At 45.9% G+C, this 16,484-nt stretch carries 12 protein-coding genes; 8 read left to right on the top strand and 4 right to left on the bottom strand.

The genetic code is table 11. The features are described from left to right. The first annotated feature begins 69 nt into the window (after positions 1-69). The 3 genes from L0991_22890 to metF all read left to right on the top strand — a co-directional run bounded on the left by L0991_22890 (position 70) and on the right by metF (position 4,841). Complete coding sequence (locus L0991_22890) at positions 70-1,251, top strand: O-succinylhomoserine (thiol)-lyase (GenBank protein ID XGB65627.1); 1,182 nt, start codon at positions 70-72, stop codon at positions 1,249-1,251. A gap of 2 nt (positions 1,252-1,253) precedes the next feature. After that, a complete protein-coding gene (locus L0991_22885) occupies positions 1,254-3,665 on the top strand; it encodes a bifunctional aspartate kinase/homoserine dehydrogenase II (GenBank protein XGB65626.1) in 2,412 nt (803 codons plus the stop codon). A 276-nt stretch (positions 3,666-3,941) separates the two neighbouring features. Further along, entirely contained in the window at positions 3,942-4,841 is a 900-nt protein-coding gene (gene metF / locus L0991_22880) for a methylenetetrahydrofolate reductase (protein ID XGB65625.1), read from the top strand. A gap of 134 nt (positions 4,842-4,975) precedes the next feature. On the opposite strand, the gene L0991_22875 is transcribed toward metF, so the two are convergent. From L0991_22875 to argE, 3 genes are all read right to left on the bottom strand, one after another. After that, positions 4,976-5,515, bottom strand: a complete 540-nt coding sequence (locus L0991_22875) for a PadR family transcriptional regulator (protein XGB65624.1) — start codon at positions 5,513-5,515, stop codon at positions 4,976-4,978. Positions 5,516-5,864: 349 nt separating this feature from the next. Further along, complete coding sequence (ppc, locus tag L0991_22870) at positions 5,865-8,501, bottom strand: phosphoenolpyruvate carboxylase (protein XGB65623.1); 2,637 nt, start codon at positions 8,499-8,501, stop codon at positions 5,865-5,867. Between the two features lie 251 nt (positions 8,502-8,752). After that, positions 8,753-9,889 (bottom strand): acetylornithine deacetylase, encoded by a 1,137-nt coding sequence (argE, locus tag L0991_22865; GenBank protein XGB65622.1) that lies wholly within the window; start codon positions 9,887-9,889, stop codon positions 8,753-8,755. 154 nt (positions 9,890-10,043) lie between these two features. Between argE and argC the strand changes: the two genes are divergently transcribed. The 4 genes from argC to argH all read left to right on the top strand — a co-directional run bounded on the left by argC (position 10,044) and on the right by argH (position 15,396). Continuing rightward, positions 10,044-11,048, top strand: a complete 1,005-nt coding sequence (argC, locus tag L0991_22860; GenBank protein XGB65621.1) for an N-acetyl-gamma-glutamyl-phosphate reductase — start codon at positions 10,044-10,046, stop codon at positions 11,046-11,048. Between the two features lie 12 nt (positions 11,049-11,060). Continuing rightward, positions 11,061-11,849, top strand: coding sequence for an acetylglutamate kinase (gene argB / locus L0991_22855; protein XGB65620.1), 789 nt, complete (start codon positions 11,061-11,063; stop codon positions 11,847-11,849). Positions 11,850-11,962: 113 nt separating this feature from the next. After that, positions 11,963-13,174, top strand: a complete 1,212-nt coding sequence (locus L0991_22850) for an argininosuccinate synthase (protein XGB65619.1) — start codon at positions 11,963-11,965, stop codon at positions 13,172-13,174. 347 nt (positions 13,175-13,521) lie between these two features. After that, positions 13,522-15,396, top strand: coding sequence for an argininosuccinate lyase (argH, locus tag L0991_22845; GenBank protein XGB65618.1), 1,875 nt, complete (start codon positions 13,522-13,524; stop codon positions 15,394-15,396). 219 nt (positions 15,397-15,615) lie between these two features. On the opposite strand, the gene L0991_22840 is transcribed toward argH, so the two are convergent. Beyond that, positions 15,616-15,864 (bottom strand): DUF3624 domain-containing protein, encoded by a 249-nt coding sequence (locus tag L0991_22840; GenBank protein ID XGB65617.1) that lies wholly within the window; start codon positions 15,862-15,864, stop codon positions 15,616-15,618. A gap of 87 nt (positions 15,865-15,951) precedes the next feature. On the opposite strand from L0991_22840, the gene L0991_22835 reads away from it, so the two are divergent. Beyond that, entirely contained in the window at positions 15,952-16,299 is a 348-nt protein-coding gene (locus L0991_22835) for a RidA family protein (GenBank protein XGB65616.1), read from the top strand. The last annotated feature ends 185 nt before the right edge of the window (positions 16,300-16,484 follow it).

Raw genomic sequence — 16,484 nt, 5'->3', positions numbered from 1 at the left:
ATCTAACACAGCCGCAAAATGCCGACAAGCAGCTGTGACTCTCAGACGCAAACTTGTAAGGAAGCACCTATGAGCAGCCGGAAGCCAGCAACAATCGCAGTACGTACTGGTATCGAGTCAGACACGCAACACCATGCCGTTGTCCCACCAATTTATCTTTCGACTAACTATGGGTTTCCCGCTTTTGGTGAAGTGCCAAAGTATGATTACACCCGCTCTGGTAACCCAAACCGTGGTTTGTTAGAAACAGCACTGTTTGAGCTCGAATCGGGCAAAGGCGCGGTAGTCACGAACTGTGGTACTTCGGCACTGAACTTATGGGTTTCGGCTTTCTTAGGTAGCGATGATCTGATCGTTGCACCACACGACTGCTACGGCGGTACTTACCGCCTGTTTAACACTCGCTCTCTTAAAGGTGACTTCAAAGTTCTGTTTGTTGATCAATCGGATCAAAAGGCATTAGATGCGGCGATCGCACTTAAGCCAAAGTTGATCTTATTAGAGACACCATCAAACCCGTTGGTTCGTGTAGTCGATATTGCAGAAACCTGCCGAAAAGCGAAAGAAGTAGGTGCGCTGGTGGCTGTCGACAACACGTTTTTGACGCCTGTGTTTCAAAAGCCTTTAGAGCTTGGTGCTGACTTTGTTATCCACTCAACGACCAAATACATCAACGGTCACTCGGACGTTATTGGTGGTGTGGTGATCACTAAGACAGAAGAGCATGCTGAAGAGCTAGCATGGTGGGGCAACTGCATTGGTGCGACCGGTACTCCATTTGATAGCTACATGACGCTTCGTGGTATCCGTACGCTAGGTGCGCGTATGCGTGTTCACGAAGAAAGTTCGCGTGAAATTCTGACTGCGTTGCAACAGCAAGATCTTGTCGGTGCGATTTACCACCCAAGCCTTCCTGAACATCCAGGTCACGAGATCGCGAAGAAGCAGCAGTCAGGCTTTGGTTCAATGTTGAGCTTTGAGTTTGCAGGTTCATTCGAGGCGCTCAAATATTTTGTTGGCGAATTAGAGCTGTTCTCTTTAGCGGAATCGCTTGGTGGTGTAGAGAGCCTGATTTGCCACCCTGCGTCGATGACTCACCGTGCGATGGGTGAAGAAGCACTGGCAGAAGCGGGCGTTTCTCAACAATTGCTACGTCTTTCTGTTGGCCTTGAAGATGCAGAAGACCTGATTGATGACCTTAAGCAGGCGTTTGAAAAGACACAACACTTTATCGCTGAAGGGGAGGGTTAATAATGGCAACCTTTCGCCAGCTACATAAATTTGGTGGTAGCAGTTTAGCTGACCCTGAGTGTTACCTACGTGTGGTAAACATTCTTAGAGAGTATTCATCACCAACCGACTTAGTGGTTGTTTCGGCAGCAGGCAAAACCACTAACCGTTTGATTGAGTTTGTAGAAGCGCTTGATAAAGATGGGCGTATTGCTCATGAGTGCCTACAAACCCTTCGTCAGTTTCAGCTTGAACTGATTGAAGCACTGCTTGAAGGTGAACCTGCAGAGCAGCTTACGGCGACTATCCAACAAGAATTTACCGCTTTGGGTGAGCTAACAGCCCCTCTAAGCGAAGCACAAAAAGCACAAGTCCTAGGTCACGGTGAGGTTTGGTCTTCACGTTTGTTAGCTGCTTTGTTGTGCCAACATGATTTACAAGCTGTCGCGCAAGATGCTCGTGCTTTCTTGCGTGCTGAAGTGGGTGCACAACCAGAGGTGGATCGTGCACGTTCTTACCCTCTTATTAAAGAAGCGTTGGCGCAGCATGCTCATTGTCGTGTGGTGATTACCGGTTTTATGGCACAAAACAGCGATGGTGAAACGGTATTGCTCGGTCGCAATGGCTCAGACTATTCAGCAACTGTGATTGGCGCTTTGGCTGAGGTGGATCGCGTAACGATTTGGAGTGATGTAGCTGGTGTGTACAGTGCCGACCCTCGCTTGGTGTCGGATGCGTGTTTACTGCCTCTGCTTCGCCTTGATGAAGCAAGTGAACTCGCTCGTCTAGCGGCTCCTGTGCTTCATAGCCGTACATTACAACCTGTCGCGCAAAGTGCGATGGACCTTAGCTTACGTTGCAGCTACCAGCCTGAGTCAGGTTCAACTCAAATTGAGCGTGTTCTGGCATCAGGTCGCGGTGCAAAAATCATTACTTCTCTGGATGAAGTGCTTATCGTGCAGCTGACCTTTGGACATGGACACGATTTTGACCGTCTAGAAAGTGAAGTGCTTGAAGGGCTTAAGCGTGCTCAACTAGAGCCGTTGGCTTACGAACTAGAACCGGATCAGCACTGTTTGCGTCTTGCTTACACAGAAGAAATTGCCGGTGGTGCTCTGGAATATCTACAAGATCACGCAATTGACGCTGAGATTAAGCTGAAAGAGGGGTTCTCTCTAATTGCTGCCGTTGGTGCAGGTGTGACGAAGAACCCGAACCACTGTTACGGTTTTTACCAGCAATTAAAGAGTTCATCGGTTGAGTTTATCTCAGAAGCGAACTCTGGCCTGAGCTTAGTGGCGGTGATTCGTAAGAGTGAAACATCAAGCCTAGTGAAAGGCATTCACTCTCAACTATTCCAAGCTCAGAAGCGTGTTGCGATTGCCTTGTGTGGTAAGGGTAATATTGGTTCAAGCTGGCTGAGTCTGTTTGCTGAGCAAAAGGCTGAACTTGAAAAGCGCCGCGGAATGAACTTCGAGTTAGTTGCTGTGGTTGATAGCCAAACTTATTGGTTCGACGACCAAGGTATTGATGCAACCTCTGTCGGTGAGCGCTTTGATGATGAAGCGATTGCTAACAATGGTAACGACTGGCTAGAGCGTTTGGGGTCTATTCAGGGATACGACGAAGCAGTTGTACTCGATGTGACTGCCAGCCAAGCACTTGCAGAAAAGTATCTGCAGATTGCTCAGCAAGGGATTCATCTGATCTCGGCGAACAAGGTTGCAGGTTCGGCATCAAGCGAGTATTACCATCAGGTACAAGATGCATTTGCTAAGATCAGCCGTCATTGGTTGTATAACGCGACTGTCGGTGCGGGCTTACCGATTAACCACACGGTACGTGACCTGCGTGAAAGTGGCGATGACATCATTGCGTTGTCTGGTATTTTTTCGGGCACACTGTCTTGGTTGTTCCAACAGTTTGATGGCACAGTGCCATTCAGCGAGTTGGTTGACTTAGCATGGCAACAAGGCCTGACGGAACCAGACCCTCGTGCTGACCTTGATGGTTCAGACGTAATGCGTAAGCTGGTGATTCTGGCGCGTGAATCGGGCTTAGATATTGAACCTGAAAACGTAAAAGTAGAATCACTGGTTCCTGAAGAGTTACAAGACCTATCGGTGGATGACTTCTTTGACAAAGCTTCTGTTCTGAGTGAAGAGCTAGCGGAGCGTTTGGAGAAAGCGCATTCTCAGCAAAAGGTGCTACGTTACGTCGCGCGTTTAGAGAAGAATGGCAAAGCAACAGTAGGTGTTGAAGCGTTATCGAAAGAGCACGCTTTGGCGAACTTGCTGCCTTGCGACAATATCTTTGCGATTGAGAGTAAATGGTACAAAGATAACCCATTGGTTATTCGTGGCCCAGGTGCTGGACGTGAAGTAACGGCTGGTGCAATTCAGTCTGATTTGAACCGAATGTCGAGCTTGTTCTAATACTCAGATCATTTGCTATGACACTTAAATAGCATACTATTCACTAAGATAGATAAGGCTGAAAGCACGATGTGTTTCTCAGCCTTTTTTCTTCCTTATTTCTGCTTTGCGACCCATCTAACGACTTGAGTTTTACTCACGATCTACTTGAGAAAAATTCATAATGGATCTGTTGACATTAAATCGTATTCAATACATTCTGTGGACATATAGACGTCTAAACGTCGTTTGAGGATTTGAGATTTTAGTGGTTGCTTTTGCCACAGGGAGAGTAAGATGGGATACACACACGCTAGTCATATCGACGCTTTAAATCAGAATATCGCTGAGCTTTCTGACAACATCAATGTGTCATTTGAGTTTTTTCCACCAAGCAGTGAAAAGATGGAAGAGACTCTGTGGAATTCTGTTCACCGTCTTAAAACGCTTCAACCAAAATTTGTATCAGTGACCTACGGTGCAAACTCGGGTGAGCGTGACCGTACCCACTCAATCATTAAAGAGATCAAAAACCAAACAGGTCTAGTAGCTGCTCCGCACCTAACGTGTATTGATGCGAGCCGTGAAGAGCTAATCCAAATTGCTGACGACTACTGGGCAAATGGTATTGAGAGCATCGTTGCGCTGCGTGGTGATATTCCCCCTGGCGGTGGTGCACCAGAAATGTACGCTTCTGACTTAGTTGAGCTACTGAAATCTCGCCACGACTTTGATATTTCAGTCGCGGCATTCCCTGAAGTTCACCCTGAAGCAAAAAGCGCTCAATCTGATCTTATCAACCTAAAACGTAAAGTAGATGCGGGTGCTAACCGAGCTATCACCCAGTTTTTCTTTGATGTAGAAAGCTACCTGCGTTTCCGTGATCGTTGTGTAGCGGCTGGCGTTGATGTTGAAATTGTACCGGGCATCTTACCGGTTTCTAACTTTAAGCAAGCATCTCGCTTTGCAGCTATGAACAACGTAAAAGTACCGGGCTGGATGGCGAAGCAATTTGAAGGCTTGGATGATGACCCAACGACTCGCCAATTAGTTGGTGCTAGCCAAGCGATCGATATGGTTCGTACTCTGAGCCGTGAAGGGGTAAAAGACTTCCACTTCTACACGCTAAACCGTGCTGAAATGACTTATGCACTGTGCCATACGTTAGGTGTACGTCCACAGGTTGCTGCGCTTTAAGTAAAGCCTGAGCCCTAGTAGAAAGAGCGCTGTAAATTCAAATCCTATAGATACAAAAAAGGCTTGGACTCTAAGAGTTCAAGCCTTTTACTTTTCTAGTTTCTAGTTTCTAGTTTCTAGTTTCTAGTTTCTGCTTAAGCGATAGCACCAAGTTCAAGCAGTACTTCTTCAGCCCATACAATCCATGCTTCACGGATAAGTAGGTTACGACGAAGTGTTAGGCGCTCAAGGCGAGCTTGCTTGTCTAGAGTTGATGGCGTTGCGTAGTAAGCTGCTTCGATTTCTTTATAGTGAGAAACCAGTTTGCGAGACTCTTCTACAAGCTCAGAAAGTTGTACACGGTACGCGTCAGAAGGTTGTACAGCACAAGCCATTAGCTTAGCTGAGAACTCATCACGAACAGTTGGGTGTGCAGTCGGCTGTTCAAACCATTCACCCAGAGCACTACGGCCAGCATCGGTGATAGAGTAAACTTTACGATCAGGTTTGCCTTCTTGAGGTTCAAGCACGCAAGTTACCTGTTCGTTCTGAGCCATTTTATTTAGCTCGCGGTAAACTTGTTGATGGCTAGCTTTCCAGAAGTAACCGATGCTTGCAGAGAATTCTTTTGTGATATCGTAACCAGTAGCGTCGCGTGTACTTAGAACGGTTAAAATTACGTGTGGTAATGACATGTCTGAAATCCAAATGGTAAACAGTAAACAAATACTTAAACATCAAGTGTGCTTCTAGTGGCACGTTATATTGGTTATGTTTAAGTTGTACCAACTCATGGGTTGGTTATGTCACCTTACAAAGCCGTTTATCACCTAGGTCGACCAGTTTATTGGTCAAAGTACTGCAGATTATGATTATTGAGTGTTTCCGCAGTGGAGCAGTAGTATATCTAAATAATAAGCATAAAGTAGAATACATGGATAAAATAACCCAAAAAACTGACAAAAAACTCATTATGTTCATTTTCTTGAAATAAAAAGGTCGCACTAGGCGACCTTTTGTCTATTTTGCGGTATGAATCACTAATTAACCAGTATTTCGCATGCCTGCAGCAATGCCTGCAATGGTCACCATTAGTGCTTCTTCTAGCTCTGCTGGTGGTGTTTCGCTCTTACGAGTACGGTACAACAGCTCAGCTTGAAGCATGTTCAATGGCTCTACGTAGATGTTACGTAGGCGAATTGATTCAAGCCCCCAAGGGTCGCTCTGCATCAGGTTCTCGTTGTTCTCTACATTTAGCACGGTTTTGATGTCTTTTTGCAGCTGTTCACGCAGTAACTCACCCAGAGGCAATAGCTCTTCGTCAACAAGACGTTGGTCGTAGTACTTAGCGATCTCCATGTTGCACTTCGAGTACACCATTTCCAACATACCCAGGCGAGTAGAGAAGAATGGCCATTCACGACACATTTCTTCCAGTAGGGCTTGGTGGCCTTGGTCTACTGAGTATTGAATCGCTTCACCAGCGCCTAACCATGCAGGAAGTACCAAGCGGTTTTGGCTCCAAGAGAAGATCCATGGAATTGCACGTAGGCTTTCTACGCCGCCGTTCGGGTTACGTTTAGCAGGGCGAGAACCTAGAGGCAGTTTACCTAGCTCTAGCTCTGGTGTTGCTTGACGGAAGTAAGGAACAAACTTCTCTTCACCACGAACCACGTTGCGGTAAGCCTCACAAGAGACTTGAGATAGCACTTCCATTAGGTCGCGCCACTCTTGTTTCGGCTCAGGTGGCGGCAGAAGGTTCGCTTCTAGGATCGCACTTGCATAAAGGTTGAAGCTGTTTACAGCAACATCTGGTAAGCCAAGCTTAAAGCGGATCATTTCACCTTGCTCAGTTACACGTAAGCCGCCTTTTAAGCTCTTAGGTGGTTGAGAAAGCAGTGCAGCGTGTGCTGGCGCACCACCACGACCAACCGTACCGCCACGACCGTGGAATAGTGTCAGCTCAATGCCTTCTTCTTCACAAACCTTAACTAGCTTGTCCATCGCATCATACTGCGCCCAACCAGCAGACATTACGCCCGCATCTTTTGCTGAGTCTGAGTAGCCGATCATCACCATTTGGTGGTTTTGGATGAAACCACGGTACAGGTCGATGCTCATCAGCTGCTTCATCACCGCTTCTGAGTTGTTCAAGTCGTCCAGTGTTTCAAACAGTGGACACACGTCCATACGATAAGGACAACCAGACTCTTGTAGCAGTAGATGAACGGCCAGCACGTCTGATGCAGTACGAGCCATTGAGATTACGTAAGCACCGAAGGCTTCACGAGGTTGAGCTGCAATGACCTTACAGGTGTCTAAAACCTCTTTAACCTGTTCAGATGGTTCCCAATCGCGAGGAAGTAGCGGGCGCTTAGAGCTTAATTCATTGGTTAAGAAAGCAATCTTGTCTTGCTCGCTCCACTGGTCGTAATCGCCAATGCCTAGGTAGCGAGTCAGTTCAGACAGTACATCTGAGTGACGGGTACTTTCTTGACGAACATCGAGACGAACTAGATGTACACCGAATGCTTTTAGGCGGCGCAAGGTATCAAGCAGAGAACCGTCTGCGATTACGCCCATGCCACACTCGTGCAGCGATTGGTAACACGCGTAAAGCGGAGTCCAAAGTTGGTCGATGTTCTGTAGTGTTTCTTTCTTCGGAACTTCAGTGTCATGCAATTTTGCATCGAGTACTTCTAGTGTGTTGTTCAGCAGAGTACGTAGGTTCTTCAGAATGGCACGGTAAGCTTCGTGCTCATCACCAGCTAGTTCACGAACGGTATCATTGCATTTAGTCATCGATAGTTCGGTAATCAGCTCGTTGATGTCACCCAAGTAAAGGTCTGCAGCTTTCCAGCGAGATAGGCGCAGTACTTCTTTGGTGATGGTGTGCGTTACGAATGGGTTACCGTCGCGGTCACCGCCCATCCAAGATGAGAAGTGTACAGGGCGAGCATCAATTGGCAGCCCTTCGCCAAGGTAGCCTTTTAGTCGGCCATCCATTTCGCGTAGGAAGTCAGGAACGGCTTCCCATAGTGAGTTTTCTACTACTGCAAAGCCCCATTTCGCTTCATCAAGTGGCGTAGGGCGTTGCTGACGAATCACATCTGAGTGCCAACCTTGAGCGATCAACTGCTCTAGGCGACGTTCGGTCTTCGCACGCTCTTTTTGTGATAGGTCGCTTAATTCTAATTTAGACAGACACTCGTTGATTTTTACCAACTTGTTGATCATGGTGCGACGAGTGATTTCTGTTGGGTGTGCCGTTAGAACGAGTTCAATGTTCAGGTCGCGAACGGCTTGAGCCGCATCTAGCTTGCTGATGTCGTTTTGGCTTAATTTGGAAAATAGAGATTGCAGCACGTCTGGTTCACAAACATGCTCTTCACAGTGGCGAGAGATAGTGTGGTATTGCTCTGCCATGTTAGTGAGGTTGAGAAATTGGTTAAATGCACGAGCAACAGGGGTCAGTTGTTCGTTTGGCAGGTTTTTGATTTCTTCAACTAAGCTGTCACGGTCAGCTTGGTTGCCTGCGCGGGCGGATTTGGAAAGTTTACGGATAGTTTCCACTTTCTCTAAGATAACGTCACCGTGTGCATCTTGGATTGTGTTACCTAGCAAGCGTCCTAGCATGCTTACGTTACTCTTGAGAGCGGCGTATTTCTCGTTCATTGTCATCCTGCCTCGTAAAAAAATTACATCCATTGTTCCTTGTTAAGTACACAATCTAGCGAAAACTGCTGTATCTAGTCAAATAAAGCATTCTAAGTTTGCAATTATTAGTTTTCGAAATGCGGGAGAAGTAAATTTTTCAATACTTAGGAATAAAGTGAAATTTAATTACAAGATCAGCTTATAGCGAGGATAACAGAATAAAAGCCACCTTTTGGGGCAGCTTTTATAAAAAAGTATCGTAGAGGTAGCAATAACTAGAAACAATATTTACGGATTGATTTACCTAAAATATCAATCGTTGGGTCGATGAAATCAAAGCTTAAGAATTCATCTGGTTGGTGGGCTTGGTCAATCGAACCTGGGCCTAATACCAAGGTTGGACATAGTTCTTGTAGGAAAGGCGCTTCAGTGCAGTAGTTGACGGTTTGCGATTCAACTTCACACACCGACTCCATGCCGCCGATAAACGGATGATCGTGTTGACACTCGTAACCCGGGATAGGTTCATGCAGTGGTGTAATTTCAATTCTGCCCGGCCATTTCGCTTCTACTTCTTTTAGCGCGCTGCGCAGCATGTTATCTAAACCGTCTAAGCTGATACCCGGCAGAGGGCGTACGTCGTAGTGCAGCTCACAGCAGCCACAGATACGGTTAGCGCTGTCACCACCATGAATATGGCCTAGGTTTAGTGTTGGGCTTGGAATGGCGAACCCCGGGTGGTGGTACTCTTTGATGAGTTTGTCGCGCAGCTGCATTAAAGCAAACAGCACTTCATGCATGATCTCGATGGCATTAACGCCTAATGCTGGATCTGAAGAGTGACCTGATTTACCGGTTACGCGCACTGCATTCGCCACATGGCCTTTATGACCACGAATCGGCACTAGACTAGTTGGCTCACCAATGATGCAGTAATCCGGTTTAAACGGTGCATTTTCAGTGAAGTGACGCGCACCTAGCATGGTGGTCTCTTCATCACAGGTTGCCAATACATAAAGTGGCTTGGTCTGTTTACTCCAATCCATCTTTCTTACTGCTTCATAAATAAAGGCGAAAAAACCTTTCATGTCGGCAGTGCCCAATCCGTAGAAGCGATTGTTGTGTTCTGTCAGTGCGTGAGGGTCGAAATTCCAACGCCCCTCATCAAATGGCACGGTATCGCTGTGTCCAGCCAATAATAAGCCGCCTTCACCTGAGCCCATTTTAGCGATCATATTATGCTTGCCAGGCTCAACTTCCACGACTTCTACGCTAAAGCCAAGGTCTTTAAACCATTGAGCCATTTTTTCGATCACTTTCTCGTTGCCATGATCCCAGCTTGGATCCGTAGAACTAATAGAGTCGGTGGAAATTAGGCCTTTATAGACCTCAAGGAAACTCGGTAATTGCATAATATCTTCACTTCTACTATTGACAGGAAAACTATAAGTCGGTAAAACACATATTAAATCATATTTAATGCATAAGAAATCAAATAAAGCTAAAAATTAAGTATGAATAGTCAAATTTTGAAATGTAACTTACCTCAGAAATGGATGTGTTGAGATGTTGAAAACCACGATCATTGGCGCAAGCGGCTATACAGGAGCAGAACTGGCTCTAATGATAAACAGACACCCTGAGCTCACGCTATCAGGTTTGTATGTATCAGCCAATAGTGTAGACGCAGGTAAACCTATTGCATCGCTACACGGTAAGCTAGCAGGCTTGATTGATATGCCAGTTCAGCCGCTGACTAATCCAGAAGAAGTGGCAAAACAGTCTGATGTGATTTTCCTAGCGACAGCACATGAAGTGAGTCATGACCTCGCACCAATTTTTTTAGAGAATGATTGCCAAGTATTCGACCTATCGGGTGCTTTTAGAGTTAAAGGCGAAAACTTCTACCAGGAGTTTTACGGCTTTGAACACCAACACGAACAGTGGCTAGATAAAGCGGCTTACGGCTTAGCTGAATGGAACGAACAAGAAATAAAAGAAGCTCAGCTTGTTGCAGTCGCAGGTTGTTATCCAACGGCATCACAACTGGCGATTAAGCCTTTGGTTGAAGCTAAGTTACTGGACGAGAACCAGTGGCCTGTGATTAACGCGACTAGTGGCGTAAGCGGAGCAGGGCGCAAGGCGACCATGGTCAACAGCTTCTGTGAAGTGAGCCTGCAAGCTTATGGTGTGTTTAACCATCGTCATCAACCTGAAATGGCTGCACATTTAGGATGTGATGTGATTTTCACTCCGCACCTAGGAAACTTTAAGCGCGGCATTTTAGCGACCATTACTATGAAGCTGGCTCAAGGCGTGACAGAACAACAGGTACAAGATGCCTTTGAACAAGCTTACCAAGGCAAGCCAGCCGTAAGGTTACTCGAAGAGACATTGCCAAGAATCCAAGATGTAGAACAGACACCTTTCTGCGATTTAGGTTGGAAGGTACAAGGTCAACACATCATCGTTGTTTCAGCGATTGATAACTTATTGAAGGGTGCATCTAGCCAAGCGATGCAGTGTTTAAATTTACGTTATGGTTTTGCGCCATTAACTGCGTTAGTGTAAAGGAATCTAGATATGAGCCTTAATAATCAACCATTAATCATAAAGTTAGGTGGCGCTGCGCTATCTTGTGGTGAAACACTTAGCAAGTTATTTGGTGCTATCTCTGCTTACCAACAACAAGCACAACGACCTATCGTGATTGTTCACGGCGGTGGTTACCTTGTTGATGATTTGATGAATAAGTTGAACCTTGAGACCGTTAAGAAAGAAGGTCTGCGCGTTACTCCTTATGATCAGATCCCTGTTATTGCTGGCGCGCTAGCGGGCACGGCGAATAAATTACTGCAAGGTCAGGCGATTAAAGACGGTATTAATGCCGTTGGCTTGAGCCTAGCAGATGGTGGTTTATGCAAAGTGAGCGAATTGAACCCTGAATTGGGCGCAGTTGGCAAAGCTGAACCAGGTGATTCAACCGTTCTACAAGCCATTCTGAATGCGGGCGCACTGCCAATCATCAGTTCAATTGGTCTAACTGAGCAAGGGCAACTGATGAATGTGAATGCTGACCAAGCTGCGGTTGCTGTTGCTGGTGCACTTGATGCTGAGCTGGTACTGCTTTCTGATGTAAGTGGCGTACTAGATGGCAAGGGTCACCTAATTCCAAGCCTTAACCAGCAGCAAGCTGATGACCTTATCGAAGGTAAAGTGATTACTGATGGCATGATCGTAAAGGTTCAAGCCGCACTAGAAGCTGCTAACGACCTTGGTCGACCAATCGAAGTCGCGACGTGGCGATACCCAGAAAAGCTAACACAACTGTTTTCAGGTAAAAGCATAGGAACACAGTTTTTACCTCAGTAGGTCTCACTGCGAGCCACTACTTAAAGAATTTAGACAAATTAAATAAACATATAATTATGAAGTCATTTCCAACGCTGACCGCCATGTGCAGTATGGAAACTAGGAGAAAGAAAATGAGCAAAGTTAACGTAAAGAAAGTTGTAGTAGCCTACTCTGGCGGTCTAGACACATCAGTAATTATTCCATGGTTGAAAGAGAACTATGACTGTGAAGTAGTGGCCTTTGTCGCGGATGTTGGCCAAGGTGCTGAAGAGCTAGAAGGTATTGAAGAAAAAGCAAAAGCTTCAGGTGCTTCTGAGTGTTACATCGCTGACCTTAAAGAAGAAATGGTTGCTGATTACATCTTCCCAACGCTAAAAACCGGTGCTTACTACGAAGGTAAATACCTACTAGGTACTTCAATGGCTCGTCCAATCATTGCTAAGGCACAGGTTGAAGTTGCGCGTAAAGTAGGTGCAGACGCACTGTGTCACGGTTGTACGGGTAAAGGTAATGACCAAGTTCGTTTTGAAGGTGCATTCGCTGCACTAGCACCAGACCTACACGTAATTGCACCATGGCGTGAATGGGATCTAGTGAGCCGTGAAGAGTGTCTGGATTACCTAGCTGAGCGTAACATCCCTTGTACTGCTTCTCTGACTAAGATCTACTCGCGTGATGCAAACGCATGGCACATCTCTACAGAAGGTGGTGTTCTAGAAGATACATGGAATGCGCCAAACGAAGATTGTTGGGCTTGGACGGTAGACCCAGAGCAAGCGCCAAACGAATCTGAAACAGTGACGCTTAAAGTTGAAAAAGGTGAAGTGGTTGCGGTTGATGGTGAAACAATGACGCCATACAACGCACTGGTTTACCTAAATGAGAAGGGCGCTAAGCACGGTGTTGGTCGTATCGATATCGTAGAAAACCGTCTTGTAGGTATGAAGTCACGTGGCTGTTACGAAACTCCGGGTGGCACTATCATGATGGAAGCACTGCGTGCAGTAGAGCAACTGGTTCTTGATAAAGCAGCATTTGAATTCCGTGAAGAGCTAGGCGTTAAAGCTTCTCACCTTGTGTACGATGGCCGTTGGTTCACTCCACTGTGTAAGTCAATTCTTGCTGCGACAGAAGAGCTAGCGCAAGACGTTAACGGTGAGGTAGTTGTTAAGCTTTACAAAGGCCAAGCAACGGTAACTCAGAAGCGTTCTGACAACAGCCTATACTCAGAAGAGTTTGCAACCTTTGGTGAAGATGAAGTTTACGACCAAAGCCATGCTGAAGGCTTCATCCGTCTTTACTCGCTATCAAGCCGTATCCGTGCTCTAAATAGTCAAAAGTAATACTAACAATGAGTTAGTGAGCTAGCCTTCACTGAAATATTGAAGGCCAGTAAACAGACATGATTATGCAAAGCCCACTCACTATTGATTAGTGAGTGGGCCTTTTACTTTCTAATCGCCTAATAAATCAGCTTCGGTTTTTACTATGGGATGGCATATAATTCGCGCTCTACGCTGTAAAGAATCAATGGATGAATCTTTTGGTGAATAAATATGTGAAAAAAATGAATTAATACTTTATTTTCATTTTGAATTGCCGTAAGTTTAAACCATCAGAAAAATACTGAATCTTAATCAGAATTATCATTTGCAAAAACAGTGAGCACTGTGCAATTAGGAGATACACAATGGCATTATGGGGCGGTAGATTTACCCAAGCAGCAGACACACGGTTTAAAGATTTTAACGATTCTCTTCGTTTTGATTACCGATTGGCTGAGCAAGACATTGTGGGCTCAATTGCCTGGTCTAAAGCTCTACTGTCGGTCAACGTATTAACAGAAGAAGAGCAGCAGAAGCTTGAGTTAGCGCTGAATGAGCTAAAACTTGAGGTGATGGAAGATCCTGAACAGATTCTACGTTCTGATGCAGAAGACATTCACAGCTGGGTTGAACAACAACTTATCGGCAAAGTCGGTGATTTGGGTAAGAAGCTTCACACAGGTCGTTCTCGTAATGACCAAGTGGCGACGGACCTGAAATTATGGTGTCGTCAGCAAGGTAACCAACTACTGCTAGCGCTTGATCGCCTGCAGAGCCAAATGGTTAATGTTGCTTCTCAGCATCAAGGTACCGTGCTTCCTGGTTACACTCACCTTCAACGTGCTCAGCCAGTAACGTTTGCTCACTGGTGTTTAGCTTACGTTGAAATGTTTGAGCGTGATTACTCGCGTTTGAATGATGCGATTAAGCGTCTAGATACATGTCCGCTGGGTTCTGGTGCCCTTGCTGGCACTGCTTACCCGATGGACCGTGAAGAGTTAGCTCACAACTTAGGTTTCCGTCGTGCAACGCGCAACTCTCTAGATTCAGTATCTGATCGTGACCATGTGATGGAACTGATGTCTATCGCTTCTATCTCTATGCTTCACCTTTCGCGTCTTGCGGAAGATATGATTTTCTACAACTCTGGTGAATCAAACTTCATCGAGTTAGCGGATACCGTGACATCAGGTTCATCTCTGATGCCACAGAAGAAAAACCCAGACGCACTAGAGCTTATCCGTGGTAAAACGGGCCGTGTATACGGTTCACTTGCTGGCATGATGATGACAGTGAAAGCACTGCCTTTGGCTTACAACAAAGACATGCAAGAAGATAAAGAAGGTCTGTTCGACGCTTTAGATACTTGGAATGACTGTATGGAAATGGCGGCACTGTGTTTTGACGGCATCAAAGTGAACGGCGAGCGTACACTTGAAGCGGCGAAGCAAGGTTATGCAAACTCTACGGAACTGGCTGATTACCTAGTAGCGAAAGGCATTCCTTTCCGTGAAGCTCACCATATTGTTGGTGTAACCGTCGTCGCGGCGATTGCGAAAGGCTGCGCGCTAGAAGAATTAACCATCGCAGAGATGAAAGAGTTCTCTGAGGTGATAGAAGAGGATGTGTACGACATCCTGACCATTGAATCGTGTCTTGAGAAACGTAGTGCGCTAGGTGGTGTATCACCGAAGCAAGTGGCTTACGCGGTTGACCAAGCTGAGAAGCGTTTGGCGCAGCGTGATACCTCTATCGTTAAGGTTCGTCCTGCTCGTTTGACTGATATTGAAGCGTTGGAAGGCATGGTCGCTTACTGGGCGAATATGGGTGAAAACCTGCCTCGCTCTCGTAATGAACTGGTTCGTGATATTGGCTCATTCGCCGTCGCAGAACATCATGGTGAAGTGACCGGTTGTGCATCGCTCTATGTCTATGACTCTGGTTTAGCGGAAATTCGTTCACTGGGCGTTGAAGCTGGCTGGCAAGGTCAAGGGCAGGGCACCGCAATTGTTCAGCACTTGGTTGAGAAAGCACGCCAAATGGCGATTAAGAAAGTGTTTGTACTGACTCGTACACCTGAGTTCTTTATGAAGCATGACTTCTTACCAACATCGAAATCTCTGCTGCCTGAGAAGGTACTGAAAGATTGTGACCAGTGCCCTCGCCAACATGCATGTGATGAAGTCGCGTTGGAAGTGAACTTAGTCGAGCAGATAATTGCTAAGGTTAATGTTGCATAACACCTTGATTTTATGGGTCCTAAAAAAAAGATCAAAAATCTGATCTTTTTTGGGAACAAACTAAGAAAAGCCCGGTCTATTAAAGTACCACTGCTTTTTCTTAGAATTTTCTAAGAAAGCCCCAAAACCGATTGGTTTTGGGGCTTTTTTCTATCTGCTGTTTGGTGAAAGGTGATAGCTCGATAATTGAGATGATCGCCTGTCCTACAAATACCTCAGCTAACGCTTTTTGCTTCTCAAAGGTAGTACCAAAAACTTCATTATCCAATGCAGCGACAATAAACCACTGAATGCGAAAGCTGCCACCATCAAAGCGATGGCGTTGATGGTTTTTGGGTCTTCCCTGAAAAACAGCCACCATATTCCCCAACTCAATATCGACAACACCGTGAGCTGATTCATACAACGTTGGCAACGACCGAGTTTGTTGAAGATTTTTTCATTTTTATTGCAATGAAGACATGTCATCTTGGGCTTGATTCGCGTTATGCTTATTGCCCTGATAATAACACGTCACAAGATATTGGATCACGGTGACATAGAGAGAGAAGATCGATGATTGAGCGCCAAGAAACCAAGCAACGCATGAGCCGTATTGTTAAACACAACGGTACTATCTACCTATGTGGCCAAGTTTGTGCGGATGCAACAAAAGGCATTACAGAACAAACACAGACAATGTTAGATAAAGTGGAAGCGTTACTTGAGCAAGCTGGCAGTGACAAAGAGCACATGCTGTCAGCAACGATTTACTTGAAAGACATGAAAGATTTCCAAGAAATGAATGCAGTATGGGATGCATGGGTTCCAGAAGGTCACGCTCCTGCTCGCGCATGTGTGACTGGCGACATGGCTCGCGAAGCACTACTGGTTGAGATCTCTGTGATTGCAGCTGAGAAGTAATTATCTCGCATTTAGCGATAAGTAACGGTTTTAAGAGATTCCAGATACCCCGTCCCTCGGTTCTGGAATGACGGATTAAGTTTAGGCTTAGTAGCTTAACTAAATCACGTCATTCCCGATAGTGACGAAGGAGCGTAGTCGGGAATCTCTGTTTATGTGTGACAGAGACTCTAGATACTTCGTCC

Origin of the sequence: Vibrio chagasii (assembly GCA_041879415.1) — a bacterium.
Classification (GTDB): Bacteria; Pseudomonadota; Gammaproteobacteria; order Enterobacterales; family Vibrionaceae; genus Vibrio.
This window is presented reverse-complemented; position numbering and strand designations above follow the sequence as displayed.

Bases quoted from the DNA above. Each gene is read 5' to 3' on its own strand.
- L0991_22890 (XGB65627.1), top strand. From the start codon at position 70: ATGAGCAGCCGGAAGCCAGCAACAATCGCAGTACGTACTGGTATCGAG.
- L0991_22885 (XGB65626.1), top strand. From the start codon at position 1,254: ATGGCAACCTTTCGCCAGCTACATAAATTTGGTGGTAGCAGTTTAGCT.
- metF (XGB65625.1), top strand. From the start codon at position 3,942: ATGGGATACACACACGCTAGTCATATCGACGCTTTAAATCAGAATATC.
- L0991_22875 (XGB65624.1), bottom strand. From the start codon at position 5,515: ATGTCATTACCACACGTAATTTTAACCGTTCTAAGTACACGCGACGCT.
- ppc (XGB65623.1), bottom strand. From the start codon at position 8,501: ATGACAATGAACGAGAAATACGCCGCTCTCAAGAGTAACGTAAGCATG.
- argE (XGB65622.1), bottom strand. From the start codon at position 9,889: ATGCAATTACCGAGTTTCCTTGAGGTCTATAAAGGCCTAATTTCCACC.
- argC (XGB65621.1), top strand. From the start codon at position 10,044: ATGTTGAAAACCACGATCATTGGCGCAAGCGGCTATACAGGAGCAGAA.
- argB (XGB65620.1), top strand. From the start codon at position 11,061: ATGAGCCTTAATAATCAACCATTAATCATAAAGTTAGGTGGCGCTGCG.
- L0991_22850 (XGB65619.1), top strand. From the start codon at position 11,963: ATGAGCAAAGTTAACGTAAAGAAAGTTGTAGTAGCCTACTCTGGCGGT.
- argH (XGB65618.1), top strand. From the start codon at position 13,522: ATGGCATTATGGGGCGGTAGATTTACCCAAGCAGCAGACACACGGTTT.
- L0991_22840 (XGB65617.1), bottom strand. From the start codon at position 15,864: ATGACATGTCTTCATTGCAATAAAAATGAAAAAATCTTCAACAAACTC.
- L0991_22835 (XGB65616.1), top strand. From the start codon at position 15,952: ATGATTGAGCGCCAAGAAACCAAGCAACGCATGAGCCGTATTGTTAAA.